Annotated in this window: 18 protein-coding genes and 2 tRNA genes; 8 read left to right on the forward strand and 12 right to left on the reverse strand. The window is 37.0% G+C overall.

All coding sequences use genetic code 11. The features are described 5' to 3' along the window. The 7 genes from DSM02_RS16040 to DSM02_RS16070 form a co-directional block, all read right to left on the reverse strand. Positions 1-606 (reverse strand): ExbD/TolR family protein, encoded by a 606-nt coding sequence (locus DSM02_RS16040; RefSeq protein ID WP_128761567.1) that lies wholly within the window; start codon positions 604-606, stop codon positions 1-3. 16 nt (positions 607-622) lie between these two features. Continuing rightward, a complete protein-coding gene (locus tag DSM02_RS16045; protein ID WP_128766569.1) occupies positions 623-1,063 on the reverse strand; it encodes a hypothetical protein in 441 nt (146 codons plus the stop codon). 28 nt (positions 1,064-1,091) lie between these two features. After that, positions 1,092-1,886, reverse strand: coding sequence for a MotA/TolQ/ExbB proton channel family protein (locus tag DSM02_RS16050; RefSeq protein WP_128766570.1), 795 nt, complete (start codon positions 1,884-1,886; stop codon positions 1,092-1,094). A gap of 74 nt (positions 1,887-1,960) precedes the next feature. Further along, a tRNA-Ser gene (locus DSM02_RS16055) sits at positions 1,961-2,048 on the reverse strand. A gap of 94 nt (positions 2,049-2,142) precedes the next feature. Beyond that, the gene (locus DSM02_RS16060) at positions 2,143-3,117 is read right to left on the reverse strand and encodes an asparaginase (protein WP_240674084.1); all 975 of its coding nucleotides are present in this window, start codon (positions 3,115-3,117) and stop codon (positions 2,143-2,145) included. A gap of 34 nt (positions 3,118-3,151) precedes the next feature. After that, positions 3,152-4,288, reverse strand: a complete 1,137-nt coding sequence (locus DSM02_RS16065; protein ID WP_128766572.1) for a 1-acyl-sn-glycerol-3-phosphate acyltransferase — start codon at positions 4,286-4,288, stop codon at positions 3,152-3,154. A gap of 45 nt (positions 4,289-4,333) precedes the next feature. Further along, positions 4,334-5,107: a TatD family hydrolase gene (locus tag DSM02_RS16070; RefSeq protein WP_128766573.1), complete on the reverse strand. Its 774-nt coding sequence runs from the start codon at positions 5,105-5,107 to the stop codon at positions 4,334-4,336. Between the two features lie 105 nt (positions 5,108-5,212). On the opposite strand from DSM02_RS16070, the gene DSM02_RS16075 reads away from it, so the two are divergent. Beyond that, positions 5,213-5,650 carry a retropepsin-like aspartic protease gene (locus DSM02_RS16075; RefSeq protein ID WP_128761562.1) on the forward strand — a complete coding sequence of 146 codons (438 nt, stop codon included), beginning with the start codon at positions 5,213-5,215 and terminating at the stop codon, positions 5,648-5,650. A gap of 519 nt (positions 5,651-6,169) precedes the next feature. Here the strand turns inward: DSM02_RS16075 and DSM02_RS16080 are convergent. Continuing rightward, entirely contained in the window at positions 6,170-7,165 is a 996-nt protein-coding gene (locus tag DSM02_RS16080; protein ID WP_128766574.1) for an isoaspartyl peptidase/L-asparaginase family protein, read from the reverse strand. 133 nt (positions 7,166-7,298) lie between these two features. Between DSM02_RS16080 and DSM02_RS16085 the strand changes: the two genes are divergently transcribed. The 3 genes from DSM02_RS16085 to DSM02_RS16095 all read left to right on the forward strand — a co-directional run bounded on the left by DSM02_RS16085 (position 7,299) and on the right by DSM02_RS16095 (position 10,460). Next, complete coding sequence (locus tag DSM02_RS16085) at positions 7,299-8,513, forward strand: metallophosphoesterase (protein WP_128766575.1); 1,215 nt, start codon at positions 7,299-7,301, stop codon at positions 8,511-8,513. Between the two features lie 124 nt (positions 8,514-8,637). Next, the gene (locus DSM02_RS16090; protein WP_128766576.1) at positions 8,638-10,089 is read left to right on the forward strand and encodes an autotransporter outer membrane beta-barrel domain-containing protein; all 1,452 of its coding nucleotides are present in this window, start codon (positions 8,638-8,640) and stop codon (positions 10,087-10,089) included. 74 nt (positions 10,090-10,163) lie between these two features. Continuing rightward, positions 10,164-10,460: a thioredoxin family protein gene (locus DSM02_RS16095; RefSeq protein ID WP_128766577.1), complete on the forward strand. Its 297-nt coding sequence runs from the start codon at positions 10,164-10,166 to the stop codon at positions 10,458-10,460. Here the strand turns inward: DSM02_RS16095 and DSM02_RS16100 are convergent. Then, complete coding sequence (locus DSM02_RS16100; protein ID WP_128766578.1) at positions 10,457-11,107, reverse strand: polysaccharide deacetylase family protein; 651 nt, start codon at positions 11,105-11,107, stop codon at positions 10,457-10,459. The two genes, DSM02_RS16095 and DSM02_RS16100, sit on opposite strands and share 4 nt — an antisense overlap. Continuing rightward, positions 11,107-14,394, reverse strand: coding sequence for a protein O-mannosyl-transferase family (locus tag DSM02_RS16105; protein ID WP_128766579.1), 3,288 nt, complete (start codon positions 14,392-14,394; stop codon positions 11,107-11,109). Before DSM02_RS16105 ends, DSM02_RS16100 begins: the two co-directional genes overlap by 1 nt. A 354-nt stretch (positions 14,395-14,748) precedes the next feature. On the opposite strand from DSM02_RS16105, the gene DSM02_RS16110 reads away from it, so the two are divergent. Then, a tRNA-Gln gene (locus DSM02_RS16110) sits at positions 14,749-14,821 on the forward strand. A 1,270-nt stretch (positions 14,822-16,091) separates the two neighbouring features. Here DSM02_RS16110 and DSM02_RS16120 read toward each other — a convergent pair. After that, positions 16,092-16,412, reverse strand: coding sequence for a hypothetical protein (locus tag DSM02_RS16120; RefSeq protein WP_128766580.1), 321 nt, complete (start codon positions 16,410-16,412; stop codon positions 16,092-16,094). 195 nt (positions 16,413-16,607) lie between these two features. Continuing rightward, positions 16,608-17,441 (reverse strand): universal stress protein, encoded by an 834-nt coding sequence (locus tag DSM02_RS16125; protein ID WP_128766581.1) that lies wholly within the window; start codon positions 17,439-17,441, stop codon positions 16,608-16,610. Positions 17,442-17,609: 168 nt separating this feature from the next. On the opposite strand from DSM02_RS16125, the gene rimP reads away from it, so the two are divergent. Genes rimP through infB form a run of 3 tightly spaced genes read left to right on the forward strand, consistent with a single transcriptional unit; the run spans position 17,610 to position 22,172 of the window. After that, complete coding sequence (rimP, locus tag DSM02_RS16130) at positions 17,610-18,074, forward strand: ribosome assembly cofactor RimP (protein WP_128766582.1); 465 nt, start codon at positions 17,610-17,612, stop codon at positions 18,072-18,074. Between the two features lie 9 nt (positions 18,075-18,083). After that, the gene (nusA, locus tag DSM02_RS16135; protein ID WP_128761552.1) at positions 18,084-19,313 is read left to right on the forward strand and encodes a transcription termination factor NusA; all 1,230 of its coding nucleotides are present in this window, start codon (positions 18,084-18,086) and stop codon (positions 19,311-19,313) included. A gap of 54 nt (positions 19,314-19,367) precedes the next feature. Then, positions 19,368-22,172 (forward strand): translation initiation factor IF-2, encoded by a 2,805-nt coding sequence (gene infB, locus DSM02_RS16140; protein ID WP_128766583.1) that lies wholly within the window; start codon positions 19,368-19,370, stop codon positions 22,170-22,172. Positions 22,173-22,298: the final 126 nt, after the last annotated feature.

A 22,298-nucleotide genomic window follows, 5' to 3' on the forward strand; every position in this document is an offset into this window, starting at 1 on the left:
TTAACTTTTCTTAGGCTCAGCTTCAGAAAGCTTTTCAGGATATAATTCCTGTATTGCTTCAATCTTAGGCTTAAGCTTATCCTTGTTCTCCTGTGTTGTACGAGGATCATTATAACGAGCTTCTAAACTGGTAAAGGATTCGCCGTATTGACTCGTAGCTACACGGTCTCTCAATTCATTATAAGCAGCAACAAGTTCATTTTGTACTGCAATATAACGTTTGTAGGAAGTACCGCGATTATTTACTAATGAAATAATAGCTTTTGTAGGATTTACTGATGAGCTGGGATCTTTAGCTCCCTGACAATACGAGCAATCTTCAGCTCCATTGTCTAAGAATGCTACCGCTGCAGCTCTTAAATCCTTAAGCTCCATTACCTTGTCTTCTACAAGTAATTCATCGTTACTGTTTACGATAACTGTAAATAAATTACGTTCTTTAATAACCGGTGGTGGAGGTTGATTTTCCTCTTGTTCCGGGGGTAATTTACGGCTAATACCGCTATCTGTCTCAATTGTTGTGGTAACCAGAAAGAAAATGAGTAGTAAGAAGGCAATGTCTGCCATCGAACCTGCATTAACTTCTGGTGCTGATCTTTTTGCCATAATTACTTCTTTATAGTTATTTAGCTAATTTCTTCACGCCTGAGAATACCATTGCACCAATGGCAACTATTGCAAGAATGTAGAAAGCATATATACCAGCTTCTACCCATCTTGAAGCGCTTGCAGATAGTACATCTCCATCACGTAATTGCACTTCTTCTCCAGAAGCCAAAACATATGAAATTACTACAACGGCTAGAAACGCACCCAATCCAATCAATGTACTTTTTAAGGAAGATCCGCTGCTGAATAAATTTTTCAGAACGAATACCAGTACAAAAACTATTGCTATAGCTATAGTTAGATAAGCAATATAGATAAATGGTGTTACAAGACCGTCTTGTAAATCTGCTGAATCTGTGATTGCTGAATCACCTGCCATGATGATTCTTACAAGCCAAATGGCTCCAAGAACAGACAGAATGAGTGCAACAATTTTTAATATTTTATGTAACATAATATACTATGTATTTAAAGAGGGATTATTACTTCTTGTAACGAACAAGCATATCTATCAAAGTGATAGAAGCATCTTCCATATCATTTACAATGCTGTCAATTTTAGCAACAATGTAGTTATAGAAAATTTGAAGTATAATCGCAACGATAAGACCAAATACAGTTGTCAAAAGTGCTACTTTAATACCACCTGCAACAAGAGAAGGTTGCATGTCACCCGCAGCTTCAATTTTATCAAACGCCTGAATCATACCAATTACCGTACCCATGAAACCAAGCATTGGTGCAAGAGCGATAAATAGAGAAACCCAAGAAACGTTTTTCTCAAGAAGACCCATCTGAACACCACCGTAAGCTACAACAGCTTTTTCTGCAGCGTCAACACCTTCATCAACACGGTCGAGACCTTGGTAGTAAATAGATGCTACTGGACCTCTTGTATTACGACATACTTCTTTGGCAGCTTCAATACCACCACTGTTAAGTGCATCTTCTACATCTTGAGCTAATTTAGCTGAGTTTGTAGTTGCAAGGTTTAAGTAAATAATACGCTCAATTGCAATAGCAAGACCTAAAATTAAACATAAAAGAACGATACCCATAAAGCCAGGACCACCTTCTATAAAACGCTTTTTTAACTCTTGAGTGAATGATAAAGACTCTTCGTCAGTATCGGCTACTGCCTCATCTGCTGCTTCGTCTTGAACTGCTGCTGCAATAACTGTGTTAGCAGTCATTAAAGGTGCAGTATTTGCTTGAGCCGTAAGATTGCCTAACGCGATTACAGCTGTGATTACTAGAATAGAAAATACTCTTTTCATTGCTTTTGATCTTAAAAATTTAGTTAGTAAAGGGATAAAGATATAAAATTAATTATTCAAATATTAAAAATTAGCAGAGAGGAAGGGATTCGAACCCTCGATACGCTTTTGACGTATACACACTTTCCAGGCGTGCGCCTTCGACCACTCGGCCACCTCTCTTTTTAAGGCCGAATACATTCTTTAGAATGATTGCCAATTAACAAAAAAAATATCGATTTCCAAAAGGTTTGCTGGGTTGATGTGATTCTTCGCATTAACTCATTTCACCTCTTAGCGATGTTTCAAATATAGTCTTAAAGACCTTCGGAGACAAATTTTGACTGTTTAGATACATCATTTTTGTTATTGCGGCTTCAATTGTTAGGTCTTTTCCTGAGATTACACCCAGGTTCTTGAGGCCTGTACTCGTCTCATAATTACCCATTTGAACGCTACCCCATGTACACTGTGTTATGTTAACTACCGGTATTCCTATTTGTATATTTTTTTTCAGTAATTCAATAAACCAAGGGGATGTTGTGCTGTTTCCAGAACCAAATGTTAATAAAATAACCCCGCTAAATTCGTGATTATTTAACAAAGAAGTTAGCATCTTTTGGCTGATACCAGGATACAAATGAACCACCATAATATCTGTTTTTAATTCACGGTGTACAATTAGCTTCTTTCTTTTGTAAGGTAGTAGTTTTTCATCTTCAATAGTTAGGTGCACGCCAGAGGTTACCAGTGGCGGATAATTGGGCGATTTAAAAGCTTCAAAATGCTCTGCGCTAATTTTAGAGCTGCGATTACCGCGATAAAGTTTATATTCAAAATATAAACCCACTTCAGTTATGTAGGAGCGATTGCGTTTGCGTAGCGCAGCTATTTGTATTGCTGTGATTAGATTTTCTTTAGCATCTGTACGTAAATCACCTATAGGTAATTGTGAGCCCGTGAAAATAACAGGTTTAGATAGGTTTTCTAACATAAAGCTTAATGCAGAAGCGGTGTAGCTCATCGTGTCGCTACCATGTAAAATAACAAAACCATCACAGCGATCATAATTAGACTCTATGATGTTGCATAAATCCACCCAAAGATCTGGGTTCATATTAGAACTATCTATAGGTTGCTCAAAACTTGTCGTTTCAATCTCACATTCAAGTAAGCGAAGCTCAGGTATTTTTTCTAGCAAATCTTTAAAATCGAAAGCTTTTAGGGCTCCGGTTTCAAAATCTTTAATCATACCGATGGTTCCACCGGTATAAATCAGTAGGATTTTAGGTTGTTTGCTCAAGACTTTTGAGTTTGTTAATCACCGGGTTTGCATACATCAATAAAAAATTCTCTTTGGCAACTTCACTTTCCGGATCTACACGACGTTCCAGTCTGCGCTCAAAGCTTCGTTTGTCACGCTCAGTATACGTGTGCGCAAATTGATCTGTATTGTGGTATAAGTCGTATGCGACATAATTAGAAGGCCATAATTTATAGATGCGGTAAATTTCGTGATCTATTCGTTTAGCTAATTCCTGTAATTTATCATTGTCAGAAAGTTCAGATGCGTCAATCTCATCAAATACGGAAGATTCTAATTTACCTGCAGCAATATGAATGCGCTTTTTTGTTCCTAAAGCACCACGTAAAATACTGTTGAAGTCTTCATTATTGCTTTTTACATAAGCTATGTCTTCGCTTTTTGCAATAAGCTCCGGCATTTTTAAAATATCGGTAGGGTCAAATTCATATGATATTGCAACTGGTCTTATATTGAGCTCTTTTAAGTAGGTTAAAACTGGTTTATTACCACGAGCCATCGCCGCCATTTTTAAAACACCCTGCTGTGTTTTGTCGCTCCCGTCTTTTGTACGGCCTTCCCGTTGCGCCATCCAAATAGATTGATTTTTGTAAAGGAGAAATTGCAAGTATTCTGAAAGATTTTTAGAACTCATCAACATCTCACGTGGAGTCAAGCTGCGCTGAACCATAAAACTTCGGTTTAATCGTGCTAATGCCAATAAAAAAGGTTTTTGCACAAGATTGTCACCAATTGCTGAAGCGGTCATAACCAAGTCGTGATCATAAAGAGCAACATTTATAAAAGAAGTGTCTAATATGATATCCCGGTGATTGGATAAATAAAAATAAGGTCTTCCTTTTTGTAAATCATCAAAACCAGAAGTAGAAAAGCCATTGGTGCTTTTCTCCATAACCTTATGTACAGAACGATAAATTACTTTGCTTTGAAAATCATAGATTGATTGACACGAGTCAATAATTTCTTTAATTTCCCGATGCGATTTATCTGGAAACGTAAATTGTAAAAGCGCCTGAAACATAGGGTGCCTGTAATACGTCTGTAGTGCTTCGTGCACTTCAGAATCGTGATAGGGTCTTATGGAGTCAAATTTTGACACAGATTCTAATTTTGTTGAAGCGTAAAGAACGAAATATTTTAAAGATCAATCAAGTCTAAATATGTTTTTAGCATTTTTAGTGGTGATTTCTTCAACAGTTTCTATTGATACACCGTAAATTTCAGCTAGTTTTTCGGCAACATTAATGAGGTAGCTACTTTCGTTACGCTTGCCTCTATAGGGAACGGGAGCAAGGTAGGGGGAGTCTGTCTCTAAAACAATGTGTTTTAAGTCGATCTCTTTCAGAAACTTATCGATTTTTCCATTTTTAAAAGTAACAACTCCACCTATTCCTAACTTTAAATTATAACTGATGGCTTTATGAGCATCTTCTATTGTACCGGTAAAGCAGTGAAATATACCGCGTAATTTTTCGCTTTTTTCAGCTTCGAGTACTTCAAAAACCTCTGCAAAAGCATCACGACAATGTATTGCGATTGGCAAATCGTATTCTTTAGCCCATCTTATCTGTTGAGCAAAAGCTTCTTTTTGTATTTCTTTTGTTGAAGAGTCCCAATAAAGATCAACACCTATTTCGCCAATGGCGCATAGCGATTTAGAATCTAATTGTTCTTTAACATGTTGAAGCTCACTTTTTACTGTTTCAGAATCTACATGCGTAGGGTGTAAGCCAGCCATGATGTGCATAGAATCCGGGTATTTTTGTTTCAGATTCCACATAGACTCTGTGTAGGTAGAGTCTATTGCAGGCAGAACAAATTGGTTAATAGATTGATTGAGAGCGCGGTCTATTGTTTCATCGCGATCTTCTTTAAATGATTCGCTATATAAATGCGTGTGAGTGTCTATATACATAATGTTGCAAATTTAAAATTTAGCATTTGCTCAGCAGAAGAAACTTTAGAGAATATTTAAAATCGTACAATATAATTTGACTTAAGTTTGAGGAGTGTAAAACAGATTATGACTTCTTTACGACAACATCTTACCAAAAAAAAGTATAAAAGAATAGTTTTAAAGCCAGTAGGTACTGGGCATTTAAAATTTAATGCTAGAATTAATGGCGTTGAAGGTGAATTTATTTTAGATACTGGAGCTTCAAATACGTGCATAGGTTTTGAAGATCTGGAGCGGTTTAAACTTTTTGCTGAAGATAGCGAAGTTAAAGCTGCAGGAGCAGGAGCGATTGACATGTTGACGCAAATTTCTCAAGATAATCTTATCGAAATAGAGAGTTGGTCTACTAAAGAAATCTCAATTGTTCTGTTTGATCTTTCTCATGTGAATCAAGCATTGATCAATCACGAGGCCGAACCAGTTAGTGGAATCATAGGAGCAGATATTCTTAAAATCGGAAAGGCGGTTATTGATTATCAATATAATTGCTTATATCTTAAGTAAGTAGGACAGATTAAAGAAACGTATTGTATTGTTTTACTAAAAAATAAAGGATTCAACACTTACTCAATACACCCCTTTTATTTGTTAGTTTTGTAACATAAAGAAAGCCAGCTACAAGGATGTTGTTGTGAAACGTTTCGCTTCGCGTTTGAATAATTGTACTAAGAGAATAATGCTTCAACCCCTCGCTCAACACCCCTTAAAACTTCAATTTGTAAAATAAAGAAATCCAGCTACAAGGATGTTGTTGTGAAACGTTTCGCTTCACGTTCGAATAATTGTACTAAGAGAATAATGCTTCAACCCCTCGCTCAACACCTCTTAAAACTTCAGTTTGTAAAATAAAGAAAGCCAGCTACAAGAGCTGGCTTTCACCCCAAATCATAATTGATTATTACAAGTCAATTACAACAGTCTTAAATATTTTCTGCCAAAGGGCACAAAACAAAACTAAGTTATTTTTTTCGTTTTAAAAAAAGGTAAAATATAAAAAGCCTTAAAATAAAATAATGCGTCCTATTATTTTAGATGACTACCGGCAACTACTGGGATGTTTTCTCCGTTACTGTATTTCATCATTTTGAAGCCTGGATGAATGCAATAGCATCCCGTCTCACCTTGTTTATTAATAGCGATATAAGCTACTTGAAAATTTGTATGGTTAGGATTTGTAGATACAATTCGACTTACAGCTTCTTCGCAAGCTTCTTGTGGAGACATGCCGTTGCGCATTAATTCTACAATGAGAAAACTACCCACAGTTTTGATCACCTCTTCTCCCATCCCGGTTGCTGCAGCTCCACCAACAGTATTGTCAATAAAAAGACCACTTCCTATAACGGGACTATCACCTACGCGACCTTTCATCTTATAGGCAAGACCAGAAGTTGTGCAAGCTCCCGAGATATTACCATCCTTATCAAGCCCCAGCATACCAATGGTGTCATGGTCTTCAATATTGATTACAGGCTTATAATCAGAAGTTTTTAGCCATTCTTTCCAAAGTTTTTCTGTTTCAGGAGTTAAAAGATTTTCGGATGTAAAACCGCTTTGGACAGCAAACTCTTCTGCTCCTTTGCCGACAAGAATTACGTGTGGTGTATCTTCCATCACTTTACGAGCTAAAGCTGCAACATTGGTGATGTTTTCTACTGCCATTACAGAACCGCAGTTACCAGTGTGGTCCATCACACAGGCATCAAGCGTGACATTTCCTTCACGGTCTGGTGAGCCGCCTTTGCCTACAGTGGTATTCTTGATGTTTTCTTCCTCAACAGCAACACCTTTTATAACAGCATCAAGAGCAGGTAATCCCTGGTCGAGTAACGCGCCTGCAGTGGCATTTGCTTTTGTAAACTCCCAGGTGCAGATCGCAACGGGATCACTCGCAAGTTTTTCTGATGTTTTCAATTTTAGTTGGTTTTGCTTAAAGTTAGCATTGGCCAGGCTGTTAATTCCTAATCCTAAAGCAAGAGTGTTTAGGCTGGTTTTAGTTATAAAATTACGGCGTTTCATGTATGTAGTAATTAAAAAACGGAAGTTACTAAAGGGTTGAATAATCTAGGAGCTTTTATTCTCAAAAAAATAGGATAATATTTGAATTTTCTACACTAGGCTTTGCTAATATTACTATTCTTAAAATTGAATTATGCGTTGGTTGTTCTTTATAGTCTTTTATATTCTAGTAGATGTTTATGCTTTTCAAGCTTTTAAAAGCTTGTCAAAGGGCTTGTTGTTTAATTCTACTTATATAATAACTTCTATTGTCGTTTTAGCAGTACTTATCTATACACTTTCTACAATAAATCGTTCTGAAGGAATCACAACTAAAGAGATGTATGTCTTTGGGTGGTTTCTGGTGTTCTTTGTGCCTAAGTTAATTTTAGTCGTATTTATGTTTGGTGAAGATGTGATACGATTTTTAATAGCAATTTTTTCTAGGCTTTTTAGTAGTCAATCTTCATTTCATTTTCCATCTAGGCGAAAGTTTGTTAGTGCTCTAGCTCTTGGTGTTGCAGCGATTCCTTTTGTTTCTTTAATCTACGGAATGTATAAGGGAAAATACCGGTATCGTGTGCTTTCTTATGATTTAGAATTTGAGGATTTACCAGAAGCTTTTGATGGGTACACCATTACTCAAATTAGCGACATACACAGTGGTAGTTTTGATGATGAGGAAAAAATAGCTTATGGGATTGATTTGATAAACCAACAAGAAAGCGACGTTATTTTATTTACGGGAGATCTGGTAAATAATTTTGCTAAAGAAATGCAGGGGTGGACTAACCTATTTTCAACCTTAAGGGCAAAAGATGGTGTTTATTCTGTTTTGGGAAATCACGATTATGGGGATTATGCAGACTGGGAATCGCAACAAGCTAAAGCTCAAAACCTAGAGAATCTAAAAGATTTACAACGTAAAATGGGTTGGAAACTTTTGTTGAATCAACATATCTGGTTAGAGAAGGGTGACTCGCGCATGGCCTTAGTAGGTGTAGAAAACTGGGGTGCAGGTTTTAAACAAGCTGGTGATATAGATAAGGCTTCAGAGGGTTTGACTGAAAAAGATTTTAAAGTGTTGATGAGTCACGATCCGTCTTATTGGGCAGAGCGTTTGAAAAAAGACCCTAAAAATTATCAATTAACATTGAGCGGCCACACGCACGGGATGCAATTTGGTATCGAAATTCCCGGGTTTATAAGATGGAGTCCGGTGCAATACAGGTATGAGAATTGGGCCGGTATTTACAAAGAAAATAATCGTATTTTAAATGTAAATCGAGGTTTTGGCTATTTAGGCTACCCCGGAAGAGTAGGTATTTGGCCAGAAGTTACCGTGATTAAGCTTAAAAAGAAGATTTAATACTAAATCGATTAATGAAAGGTATTTCTTACTTAAATTTCATTTTTATCTGTTAAAAGGATTTAAAATGTTTATTTTAATCGTTTAAATACATAATTTAATAGAAAATAATAACTATTGATTTATGTATTTGAGAAGATTTCTCTTTTGTGTTATGTTCCTGTTGAGTATAACTGGTTTTGCTCAGATAGGTATTGGAACTACCAGTCCTGATGCTTCTTCATTGCTTGATGTAAACTCTACTACTCAAGGTATGCTTACACCCAGAATGACTACCACTCAGCGCTTGGCAATAAGTGACCCTGCTGAGGGTCTTTTAGTTTATGATACCGACGAATCTGCATTTTACTATTGTGAAACAGGTTCTTGGTCTCAATTAAAAGGTGCTGAGACGCGTAATAATTATGTTTTGGTAAAAAGTCAGGCTGATTTACCTACCCCTTCTGGTGCTACAATTACATTAGATGAAAATACGTACTATGAAATTAACGGAGTGATTGCATTAACTGCTTCAATAGATTTGAACGGAGCTTATGTTTCTGGCCTAGATGCCACTGAAGATGTTTTAAGTTTCTCTGGAGGGGTTGTTTTTAAAGGCGCAAGCGGGGGGAGTGTTCGTAATGTGACAATTACTGGTTCTAAGGCTTTTGAGATAGCTGGTACGGCTTCTGAATCTTTATTAGTACAAAATACTGTAATAGCCAGTACGACCACTAGTGTGGGTTCTGTTTCTGGTATCGGTTTGTTCTTCGGCAATATCGTACAGTTTGTGAATAATGCAAATGGTATTACTTACTCAAATATCGGGAACTTATTGCTTAATAATCAAGCCTGGTTGAGTACAAATACAGGTACTTATGAAAAATTAACCGGATCTTTTAGTTTAGTTCAGAAAGTAAGTGGCTTTAGTACAGTAGCTGGTTCAGCTATTGCTTTTGACGTTAGCGCAAATCCTACAGTAAGTAACGGGGTATTGCTGAGTACGGTTTTTTCAGGGACTTCAAGCAATGCTTACATTAATAGGTATACTACAGGTAGTTTTACTGGATATAATTTCACTAATAATTGGACGGTTAATTGCCCTGGTATTCCGGTAGAGTCTGATAATGTTGCCACGGGTAACTTGTATTACAATGGAACTTTAACTACGGGTTTTGTGCAGACTGTAACAGATCAAACAGCATTTAATCTACAAGGCAATTCAAATACTAATTCAACTAGTGCTGTAAATTTATTTAGAATGTCTTCTCCTCAAAACAACAGGTTGACCTATTTAGGTAAAAAGAACAGAACATTTCAGGTTAACGCTGCACTCTCTGTAAGAGGAAGTGATAATGTAGGTAGTTTCTATGCTTTTTTTATACGTAAAAATGGTACTACAACGTTAACGGAGACGAATACTGTTATGAGGGTTAATACGACCTCAGACATAGTTAGCAATTCAATATCGGGTACTGTGGAGTTAGCACCTAATGATTATATTGAAATTTGGGGGCAAAGGCTGCTTACTGCTTCAGGGAATAGTAGTACAGATACTAATATAGCTGTCTTTTCTTTAAATGTGAATATTAAATAACGCTAGATTTTAATATCCTTTTTGATTTTATTTCGCTTTAAACCTTATATTTAGATAACTAAAGAACGTGGGCTATGTCAAAATTTGGAGTACTCATAGATCAGGACATTCCGGTATTGTTGGGTTTTTATACTGAATCTGATAAGCGATCTGTCGTTATGCAGCCTATATTGCTCGATGTTGCGGCAGCATTAGGAGATCAGGTAAAAGTCATCAAGATAGATGTTGATAAAAATCCTGACTTGGCTGAAGCACTTCGAATAAAAGGATTACCCACTTTGGTAATCTACAAGAAAGGTGAGATGAAATGGCGTCAAAGCGGTGAGCAGAATGCTCAGGCACTCATTAACGTTGTTCAAAAATTTATCTAAAGTTTTTCAAAGGTGTAACCTAGCTTACTAAAGTGATCTAATACTTTAGGCAATGCGTATTTCATGTTTTTTTCAGCTTTGAGACTGTCATGAAAAACGATAATACTTCCTGATTCAGCATTTTTAACGATATTGGCTGCGCAAGACTCTCCACTAATTCCTTGCTCCCAATCGTAAGCAATAACATCATACATAATGATCTCATAACCTCTTTTCTGTATTGCTTTTGCCTGGTTGCGTTTGATTTTTCCGTAAGGAGGTCTAAAGAGCTTTTGTGTCTTTGTGTGAATCTCAATTTCGGCTTCAGCTTTCACCATATTTTCAATATAAATAGTTTTGCCGTACTCCCAGCCTTTTAAGTGATTGTAGGTGTGATTGCCTATGCTATGCTTGCTATCTATAAGTTTCTGAAATATATGAGGATGTTTTGTGATGTTTTCGCCAATGCAAAAAAAAGTTGCTTGCGCACGGTACTGTCTTAGTGTATCTAGCACCCAGGGTGTAACTTCGGGGATGGGGCCGTCATCAAAAGTCAGGTAAAGTTTCTTTTGGCTTTGGCAGTCTTTAATTTTGTCCCATACGTACCCAGAATAAAGACGCTTAAGTAGCTTAGGCGTCTTTACGGGTAAGTTGATTTTTAATGGCATTACTCTGTGGTGTCTGAGCTGGCAGGTATCGCAATTGAGGAGTCTAAAGTCTGCTCGGTAGGTTCAACGGTTTCTGGCTCGGTCTCATCTTCGCCATAAAATTGACTGAATTTGCGCAAGTACGAATTGAATTCTCTGGCTTTTTCAGGTATAATCTCCTGATCTTGATTGATGATGAGTAGATCAACAAGGCTTCGGTAGCGTTCTATATCAGTAATTATGTCTTGAGCATATTTGTATTGTTTCTCCAGGCTTAACGTACTCCAATACTCTAATTTTTCTTGGTATTTAGTTGCAACGTCGTTCCATAATTTACGGGCTTTTGCTTGTTCGCCCACTTCATAATAACCACTTATGTAGGGTTCTAGAAGCGTATAGTATTCAAAAATATCCACAGGCATTTTTTCCATTGCCAAGTCTAGAATATTTTTTGCTTTATCAAATTTTTGCTCCTGAATTAATTTTTCGGTCAGACGTGCGAGGTTTCCTCTATAGGTGATCCCATTACGGCGCGTTTCGGTGTCGTGATAAATGTCAGGATCACCACTGTTGCCCCAATACCACTTGGTAGCAATATCATAAAACTTGTCAGTATCTATTCGGCCCATGTCGTAAGGAGCCTTAGGATCTATAGGGGTTTTAATAGGTACTAGCTTGTAGCAAACTCCATCAAGTTGCAGGTAGTCTTTCATCCACAGATAGTCATCATCACCAAAGCTTCCGCCGGTAAAATAAATAGGACGCTCCCAATTGTTGTTTGCAATAACATCTAGCATAAGCAGTCTGTTTTTGTAAATAACACTTTCTTTTAGGTTGATTACAATTTCAGGTACAATTTCGTCAGCATCCTTTTGAGGTACTATTCCATTAGCTAGAACACTTTGCTTATCTACAGGGATACTAATATGCTGCGTAGGGAAGGAGTGTACCATGCTACCACTTTGCAATTCTTCCATGGTTCTTGGGTCATCACTGGCAATCCAGTTCATCCAGGTTTTAATATCTAGTGTATCATTAGGACGTAATTCATTATAAAAAACGGCATCCCTGTTACCGGCAACATACTTGTCGTGGGTAAGTTGAGAAGGTATTGGGTCGCTTTCATATGCTTTACGTTTCATATCATCTATATACCAGGCAGTTTGAAATAAACTGGTATTTACAATGCGTACATCACGGCGATAGCCTTCAATCTCCTGAGCATACCACAGTGCAAAAGTGTCATTGTCCCCTATGGTAAAGAGTATGGCATTTTCATCACAGCTGTCTAAGTACATTTTTGCCATTGCAAGAGCAGTTTTTCTATTAGAGCGATCATGATCATCCCAGTTTTGAGCAGCCAGAATTACCGGTGCAGCTAATAAACAAACTACCGTAACAACGGGTAAAACAACTTTAGAACTAAGCTTTTCTTTGAGCATATCATATAAAGCATATACTCCAAAGCCTATCCACATTGCAAAAACATAGAATGAACCTACCAATGCATAATCTCTTTCGCGTGGTTCAAATGCACGTTCATTTAAATAGATTTTTAAGGCAATACCCGTAAAAAGAAAAAGTACCAGCAATACCCAAAAACTCTTTTTGTCTTTACTAGCTTGAAAAACCAGGCCTAATAACCCAAGTATAAGCGGTAGGAAGAAATAGGTGTTTCTGGCCTTGTTGTCTAATGCATCGGTAGGAAGATTTTCTTGTGGTCCCAGACGTGCGTCATCAATAAATGGGATTCCGCTTAGCCAATTCCCGTGAATGTCATCGTATTTTCCTTGAATATCATCTTGACGGCCGGTGAAATTCCACATAAAATAACGCCAGTACATATAGCCGAATTGAAAATCGAACATATATGCAAGGTTGTCTGCAAAAGAAGGTGGATTTACATTTACATACTGTCTGATTCGCATAAGAAAAGACTGAAAGCCTTCATTGTCTATTCTGCCTTGTGCATAATCAGACTTGAATTTTGCTACAGCTTGTTGCAATTCTTGATTGTCTGCATATTCTGGCTTTACCTGAAAATCAAGCGGACCGGTAAATTGCATATAATTAGCGATGTGATCTGTACTCCACATTCTGGGTAAAAATACTTTGTGGCGGTCTTCAGAATTTTGAACGGAGTTTTTCCATTCGTTTACAATTATATATTTGCCACTTTCTTCGTCTTTTTCATAATTGGGTTTTCCGTCTATATATGGATTCTGAGCGTCTAGGCCTCCAAAGATTTCGGTAAACTGAGGTCCGTAAAACAAGTGGGTTTCTGGATATTGTTCCCGGTTGTAATAGGCTAATAATTCGCGGGCGTTATTCGGGTTGTTTTCGTTAATGGTCGTTCCTGCATTAGCTCGAATAGGAAGCATCAGCCAGCTCGAAAAGCCAATAAATATAAATAGGATTGATAGGATTAAGGTGTTTAACTGGTAATATGATTTCTTTCTGGTAAAGCTTAGCAAATAATAGAATACGCCAATGAATACAAGACCTGCGATTATGGTTCCGCTATTGAATGGTAGTCCAAATGTGTTGACAAAGAAAACTTCGGCGTAGCCAAAAAAGCTTAGTGTGTAAGGTAAAAGGAATTTGAAAATGAACATCAATACAGCAACAACAATAACATTTGCTATGATGAAATTTTTTATAGTAATCTTTTTATAGTTTTTAAAGAAATAGAGAAAGCCAATTGCGGGAATAGTAAGCAATGCCATAAAGTGAACCCCAAAAGATAGACCAATGATGAAACAGATAAGCATTAGCCAGCGGTTTCCGCGTGGTTTAAACATATCGCGTTCCCAAAGCAGAGCAACATAAAATAAAGCCGAAAGCATAAACATTGCCATGGCATACACTTCTGCTTCTACTGCATTAAACCAAAAACTATCTGTGAATGCAAAAGCTGTAGCGCCAATAAATGATGCGGCCAATACGGCCATTTCATCAGAGGAGGTAAGTACTTCTTTATTGCGTTTAAGTAATTTGCGTAGTAATAAAGATATAGACCAGCACATAAATAAAATGGTAAATGCTGAAGCTAAACACGACATAAAGTTTACGCAAAGTGCCACATAAGTGCTGTCTGGTGCAAAAATGGAGAAGAAAGCTCCCAGCATTTGGTATAATGGGGCTCCTGGGGGGTGACCAATTTCTAATTTAGATGAGGTAGAAATATATTCCCCTGCATCCCAAAAACTAGCGGTAGGTTCTACCGTTAAACTGTAAGAGATGAGTGCAATGGCAAAAGCACACCATCCTACTATTTTATTATACTTCGGGGAATTGAAGTTTGTCATAAGGCAAATTTAACTCACAAGTGAGGTTTTAACGCTTCGAGGCTGGCCTCGATAACTATTGGTTTAATCGCAAAAACCTAAGGTTGAACCTTGGGCTTCTATTCGGGCGAATTTAAGAATTAATACGATAATGGATTCTGTTTTATTGACTAACTAAACCGTTGAAATGGTGAAGCGTTGATTTTGATTGATTTTTAGCGAGATTCTACGGGCTATTAAACGCTTAGGTTGGATAATTATTTTTCAGATAAATTTTTCCTGAAAAAATATTTGCTGAACAAAAACTTTATATTAAATTTGCAGCCGCATTCGCAAGTCAGGTGAATGTATTCTTTTTTTTAAAGGAAAGGTTAATGGCCTATGGTGTAACTGGCAACACGTCTGGTTTTGGTCCAGAAGAGTCTAGGTTCGAGCCCTAGTAGGCCAACTACATTAAAAACCCGCATCTCAAGAGAGTGCGGGTTTTTTATTATCTTTTGTGTGGCCGAATGTACCCGCAAAAAACCAGTCGCTGTGTTGTTAATAAAATCTTAATTTTACACTTTTAAAAAGCGGTTTTCATACACTCTTCATACACTATCCTAGGGGATGCCTAGGCTTTGCCTGGGAGTTGCCCTACTTTTGGCTTGAATTTGCCTCGCCTTTTGTATTAAATCTGCTATGCAATAGAAGCTAGATGTATTAGGTATTTCTCGGAATTCACTAGATTTATTGGAGGTTTTCTTTTACCATTAGGGTTAATCTTCTTATTGAGTATTCTAACAAGCAGGTGACTCCCTTTGGCGCGTGGCGGGATGCGCTTAATGAAAAGATTTGTAGACCAAGCCGGAATACGAGCTTATTTACAGGAGCTGAATTTACCCCAACCTGATTCCATCGAGGCTATTCCCTCGAGTACCTTATAGAACTTCCGGCTATGGATCTGGACAGGGATTTCCTGTTATGTACATTGTGATTGGTCTAGGTGTGACCAAAAACTTCGTATGAGGCGCATGACAGGGTAGATTGGGGCTTATAAAAAGCTGCTAAAGATCGCTCTGCCAACAACAAAAAAAACCTTGGATGGAATCTTTGCGTAAATTAAAAATTCAAGCCCTTCTTTTGTTTATTCTAATCATGATCCTGGGCTAAAAACCACATCTTGAAAAAAAAGCAAAGAAAAACAAACCCTTGACCCAATAGGAGAAAAAATTCAACAAATTGATAGGCAGGACAAGATTTAAGGTAGAACGGACATTTGGAGGTATTAAAGATGGTTTCTGGGCGGTGTGGCAAAATATAGGAGTATTGCAAAAAATGCATATACAAAACTTGATGGAAGCAATTTTCTACAATTTATACTGAATTCTAGGGATATTGTGTCCAACAGTGAAAAATAGTGGGTTGACCCAAAAACACCAAAATCTAAATGAAAAAATTAAAGTCTCAGGTCTAAATGAAAAAAAATAAGACGACTGACTCTTGTTGGATTATGCAAGGGTCTTATTGTGGTAAAAAATAAATAAATTTCTTCATACTAAATAGTTTTAGGTTAGAATCTGGCTACAGCATCCTTTTAGGGGCTTAGTACATAACTAAATACGCTATTGATAAGATAGGAGTGCTTATAGGTAACCCTAAAGTTAGTCCGTAGTCGAACCATAATCATCCACAGATTTTGTGGTTGGAGTGCGGGTTTTTTGTTTTAAATTTTTTTCTTAATGTGATACCAGATAATAGGTCATATTTGTATAAAAGCTAGAGCCTTTAGGATCGTTTTTTATACAGTTTTGCAAAAAGGAAGCGATCTGTTTTTGAGGTACTTCCAGAGTTAATTCAGCTTCTGGTGCACTAGATAATATAGGCTTCATTGTAATGTGAAGTATGTCTTCTGTTTGAGTAATTAATACTTCAGAAGCTTTAAAGAATTTTTTTAATATCGCTTTTTGAATAATTCTGGATCTGGCAGAATTGTCTTTGCAATTTTGGTCTATTAATTGAAATAGGTTTGCGATGATGTTTTTGCTTTCGGTTTGCATAGCTTCTTATTTATTTGCTCAATAATCAGATTTAAACAGTTAGAGTATTTTGTTGAGCTCAATTTTTGCTCACAATCATGTTTCTTAGTCTTGAATTAACTTGACGACTTGAAGCTACTTTTATTTTTAATTGGTATATTCTAAAAGAATGTTATTTAGAGATTTATTAACCTTTTCTTGATGATTGCAATAAAATCAAATTCTAAAAGTAAGCACTGGCCTTTTTGCATGATTTACGAGGTCTTCGCTTAAGGAACCGTTAAAAAAATGAGCAAGCCCTTTTCTTCCATGAGTGCCAATAGCTATTAGATCTGCATTTGTATTTTTTGCATAATTCATGATACCTCGTTCTACTTTAAGATCGTTGTAGATTTCAAAATTGCTAATCGTTTTATTGATTTTTGCAGTGAATTTTTTGAAGAGTTCTGTGATTTTCTCAGTAGTTTCAAAACGATCAGGAGTGTTTATATAAACTACTTTAAGATTTGCGTCTTCGGCCTTTGCAAATTCAATAGCTTTTTTGAGAGGTTCTATATTGTCATCTTCAAGGTCTGTGGCAAATACTAATGTTTTTACTTTAAAATCAGTGTGTTGCTTTTTGATCACTAAAACCGGGCGAGATGCATTTCTAACAATTTTTTCAGTATTAGAACCTATAAAAAGTTCTTCAAAACCACTGGTTCCGTGAGAACCCATAATGATTGTATCTATAGATTCATGTTTAGCGTAGTCTAAGATGCCTTGATGAATAGAGTTAAATTTTACCACATCTATAATTTCAATGCCTGTGGCAAAGGCTTGCGATTTTAATTCCTGAAAATTCTTCTGTGCCATCTTGAGGAAAAATAAGGCTTCTGGTGGTTCAAAATTTTGAGATCCGGTAACAGATTCTAAAATCGTATGAGGAAATTCAACTAAATGAAGCAGGTGTAATTGAGCGTTATAGCGTTTAGAGAGCTGGCATGCAACTTCAAAGGCTTGATTGGCCTGCTTGGAAAAATCTGTGGGTACTAGTAATTTTTTTGTCATAACAAACTGTTTTTAAAAGGGATATGGTTTGAAATGGGCTTATTAAAGTTAAGCATTTAATAGAGAGGTTGTTCTATTTTATATGTTGATAAATATTATTATATTTGCAGTGTTGAATTAAGAAAATTAATTGAGGGGACACATTGAGTCCCCTCTTTTTATAGGAACATGTTGAAGGAACGCGTAAAAGCTCTTTTAGAGGAGGCATTTGAAGAGTACAGCTCTTTATTTTTGATAGATATGACCATTAAAGGTAATAACGAGATTGTTGTTATTATTGATGGTGACGAAGGTGTGACCGTGCAAGACTGCATTAATGTAAGTCGTAAGGTAGAGCATAACTTAGATAGAGAGGAAGAAGATTTTTCTCTGGAGGTAATGTCTGCGGGAGCTACAGAGCCTTTGGTAAATCAAAGACAATACAAAAAAAATGAAGGTAGAGATCTTGAGGTAAAGCTTCAAGACGGCTCAAAAATAACTGGTCAACTTACTAATGTTGCAGATGATACTGTTACACTTGCTTGGAAAGAGCGCGTACCTAAAGAGGTGGGTAAGGGTAAGGTTACTGTAGAGCGTGAAGAGGTGGTCGCATACGACGCCATCAAGCAAGCAAAAGTTAAGATAAAATTTTAAGTACACACAATGGAAAATATTGCGTTAATCGAATCATTTTCTGAGTTTAAAGATGATAAACTCATAGATAGAGTAATGCTAATGGCAATACTCGAGGAAGTTTTTAGAAGTACGTTGAAAAAACGTTTTGGAAGTGATGATAATTTTGATATTATTATTAATCCTGATAAGGGGGATTTAGAGATTTGGCGTAATCGTGTTGTTGTTGCAGATGGGGAAGTAGAAGATGAGAATTCAGAAATTAGTCTTGAAGAGGCGCGTAGAATAGAGCCTGACTTTGAAGTTGGGGAAGATGTTTCTGAAGAAGTTAAGTTGATAGACTTAGGGCGTCGCTCTATATTAGCTTTACGTCAGAATTTAATTAGTAAAATCCACGAGCACGATAATACGAATATCTATAAGCAGTTTAAAGATCTTGAAGGAGAGCTTTACAATGCAGAAGTGCATCACATTAGGCATCGTGCAATTATTTTACTTGACGATGAGGGTAATGAGATCATCATGCCTAAAGATAAGCAGATTCCATCAGATTTTTTTAGAAAAGGAGAAAATGTACGTGGTATCATAGAGAGTGTAGAGCTTAAAGGAAATAAGCCTGCTATTATTATGTCTCGTACCTCGCCGTTGTTTTTAGAGAAGTTGTTTGAATCTGAAATTCCGGAGGTTTTTGACGGTTTAATTACAGTTAAAAAAGTAGTTCGTATACCGGGAGAAAAGGCAAAAGTTGCTGTTGATTCTTATGATGACCGTATTGATCCTGTAGGAGCATGCGTTGGTATGAAAGGTTCAAGAATTCATGGTATAGTTCGTGAGTTAGGTAACGAGAATATTGATGTAATCAATTTTACTAATAACCTGCAGCTGTATATAACTAGAGCTTTGAGTCCTGCGAAAATCACATCTATTAAAATAAATGATGAGAATAAAACTGCAGAGGTGATGTTAAAGCCTGAAGAAGTTTCTAAAGCTATAGGGCGTGGTGGTCATAACATCAGGCTGGCAGGTCAGCTTACAGGTTATGAGATTGATGTGTACAGAGAAGGTGTAGAGGAAGATGTTGAACTTTCTGAATTCTCTGATGAAATAGAAGATTGGGTAATTGCCGAATTTTCAAAAATAGGTTTAGATACCGCAAAAAGTATTTTAGAACAAGACGTAGAAGATCTGGTTAGAAGAACAGACCTTGAAGAAGAAACCATTGCAGATGTAATGAGAATTCTTCGTGAAGAGTTTGAATAATTCTAGGACTGTACAGGTTTTTTAGGTTAATTTTATAGCGAATTAAAGCATTTTATGGCAGAAGTAAAGAACATGAGGTTAAATAAGGTATTGCGTGAACTTAATATTTCACTAGATCGTGCTGTTGATTTTCTTAAGGAAAAGGGGCATGATATAGAGGCGCGCCCTACCACAAAAATCTCTGCCGAAATCTACGGAGTGTTGTCTGATCAATTTCAGACTGATGCTAGTAAAAAAGTAGCTTCAAAAGAGGCTGCTCAGGAGAAACAGAAGGAGAAAGAAGCTATACGCCAAGCCCGCGAAGAAGAGATTGAAGAAAAACGTCAGGAACGTGAGCCTCAGCAGGAGGTTATTCGTGCTAAGTCAAATCTTCAAGGATTTAAGCAGGTTGGTAAAATTGATTTAGATAAGTCTGGAAAGCTAAAAGATCCTGAAGCTGAAAAACCTAAAGCAAAAGAAACTCCTGTTAAAAAGGAGGAGCCTGTTGCAGAGGTTGAGAAGGAAGTGGTTAAAGCAGAAAAGGCTGTTGAATCAGTAAAGGAGCAGAAGGTTGAAGAAAAGCCGGCTCCAAAAGCGGAATCAGTTGAGAAAACTCCTGTGCAGGAGCAAAAAGAAGCTGCTACAGCTGAACCGAAAAAAGTTGAACAGGAAGAGAAATCTCCTGAAGCTAAGGCAGAAGAGCCAAAATTAGGTGATGATGTTTTAAAAACCGACTATAAGAAATTAGACGGGCCTAACTTTACTGGTCAGAAAATTGATCTTTCTCAGTTTAAAAAACCAGAGAAAAAGAAAAAGCCTGTAGCTAACAAAGACGATAAAAAGCGTAAACGTAAGCGTATAAGTAAATCTCCTGGAGCTAATCCTAGTTCTGGAGGGAATAATAACAATAATAACAGAGGTAGAAATCAAAGAGGCGGAAGCCGTAGAAATGCTCCTGTTGTTAAAGAAGAGCCTACAGAGGAAGAAGTACAAAAACAAGTGCGTGAAACACTTGAAAAACTTCAAGGTAAATCTAGTAAAGGTAAAGGTGCTAAATATCGTAGAGATAAAAGGGATCAGCATCGTCAGAAGAATGAAACTGAGCAAGCTCAGCAAGAAGCAGATAACAAAGTATTAAAAGTAACAGAGTTTGTAACGGTAAGTGAAGTTGCAACGATGATGGATGTTTCAGTAACTCAAATTATATCTGCGTGTATGTCGCTGGGTATGATGGTGACGATGAATCAGCGTCTCGATGCAGAAACACTTTCAATTGTAGCAGACGAATTTGGTTACGAGGTAGACTTTGTGAATGCAGATATAGAAGAATCTGTAGCTGTAGAAGAAGATGCAGAAGAAGATCTTAAGGCAAGAGCCCCTATTGTTACGGTAATGGGACATGTTGACCACGGTAAAACTTCACTTCTGGATTATATACGTGAAGAAAATGTTATTGCAGGTGAAAGTGGTGGGATAACACAGCACATAGGTGCGTATGGTGTTACTTTAAAAGACGGTCAGAAAATTGCATTTTTAGATACTCCGGGTCACGAGGCCTTCACGGCGATGCGTGCGCGTGGTGCTCAGGTTACAGATATTGCGATTATTGTAATCGCAGCAGATGATGATGTGATGCCGCAAACTAAAGAAGCGATATCTCATGCTCAAGCCGCTGGGGTGCCTATTGTTTTTGCGATAAACAAAGTAGATAAGCCAACGGCAAATCCTGAAAAGATAAAAGAGCAGCTGGCAGGTATGAATTTACTGGTTGAAGATTGGGGGGGTAAAATACAATCTCACGATATTTCAGCAAAAACAGGAATTGGTGTTCCTGAATTATTAGAAAAAGTATTGCTTGAAGCAGAAATATTAGAGCTTAAAGCAAATCCTGATAAACGTGCTAACGGTACTGTAGTTGAAGCTTTCTTAGATAAAGGTCGTGGGTATGTGTCTACGATACTAGTTGAAGGTGGTACGCTAAGAATCGGAGATTATGTTCTTGCCGGTACAAATAGCGGTAAAGTAAAAGCGATGCACGATGAGCGTGGGAAAGAAATTAAAGAAGCGGGTCCTTCGACTCCAGTTTCTATTTTAGGTCTCGACGGTGCTCCTCAGGCGGGTGATAAGTTTAATGTGATGTTAGATGAGCGTGAGGCTAAAGATATTGCAAATAAACGTACACAGCTGCAACGGGAGCAATCTGTTAGAACTCAGAAGCATATTACGCTTGATGAGATCGGTAGACGTATCGCGCTTGGTGACTTTAAAGAACTTAATATTATTTTGAAAGGTGATGTTGATGGTTCTGTAGAAGCCTTGATAGATAGTTTTGGTAAATTGTCTACTGAAGAGATTGTTGTAAATATCATACATAAAGGAGTTGGTGCAATCACTGAAAGTGATGTGCTGCTTGCTTCGGCATCAGATGCTATTATCATTGGATTTAATGTGCGTCCTGCAGGTAATGCAAGGCAAGTTGCTGATAAAGAAGAAATCGACATCCGTACTTATTCGATTATTTACGATGCGATAAATGATCTTAAAGATGCAATGGAGGGAATGCTTTCTCCTGTTATGAAGGAGGAAATTACCGGTAATGCTGAAATTAGAGAAACATTTAAAATATCTAAAATTGGGACCATTGCGGGTTGTATGGTTACTTCTGGTAAAATATTTCGTAATAATGGAGTTCGTTTAATTAGAGATGGAGTGGTGGTTTATACCGGAGAGCTAGCATCTCTGAAGCGCTTTAAAGATGATGTGCGTGAAGTTGCTAAAGGTTATGATTGTGGTATGCAAATCAAAAACTACAATGATATTCGAGAAGGTGATATCGTAGAATCCTATCATGAAGTAGCTGTTAAGAAGAAATTGAAATAAGATTCAAATTCTTATGTCTAGTCCTAAATAAACGATACAGATTATTGATGGATTAAATTTATAATTTAAAGCTTGACGATTCTATTATCGTCAAGCTTTTTTGATTTATACCGTTTTGGTTTTATC

The organism is Leeuwenhoekiella polynyae, from assembly GCF_004104075.1.
Lineage (GTDB): Bacteria > Bacteroidota > Bacteroidia > Flavobacteriales > Flavobacteriaceae > Leeuwenhoekiella > Leeuwenhoekiella polynyae.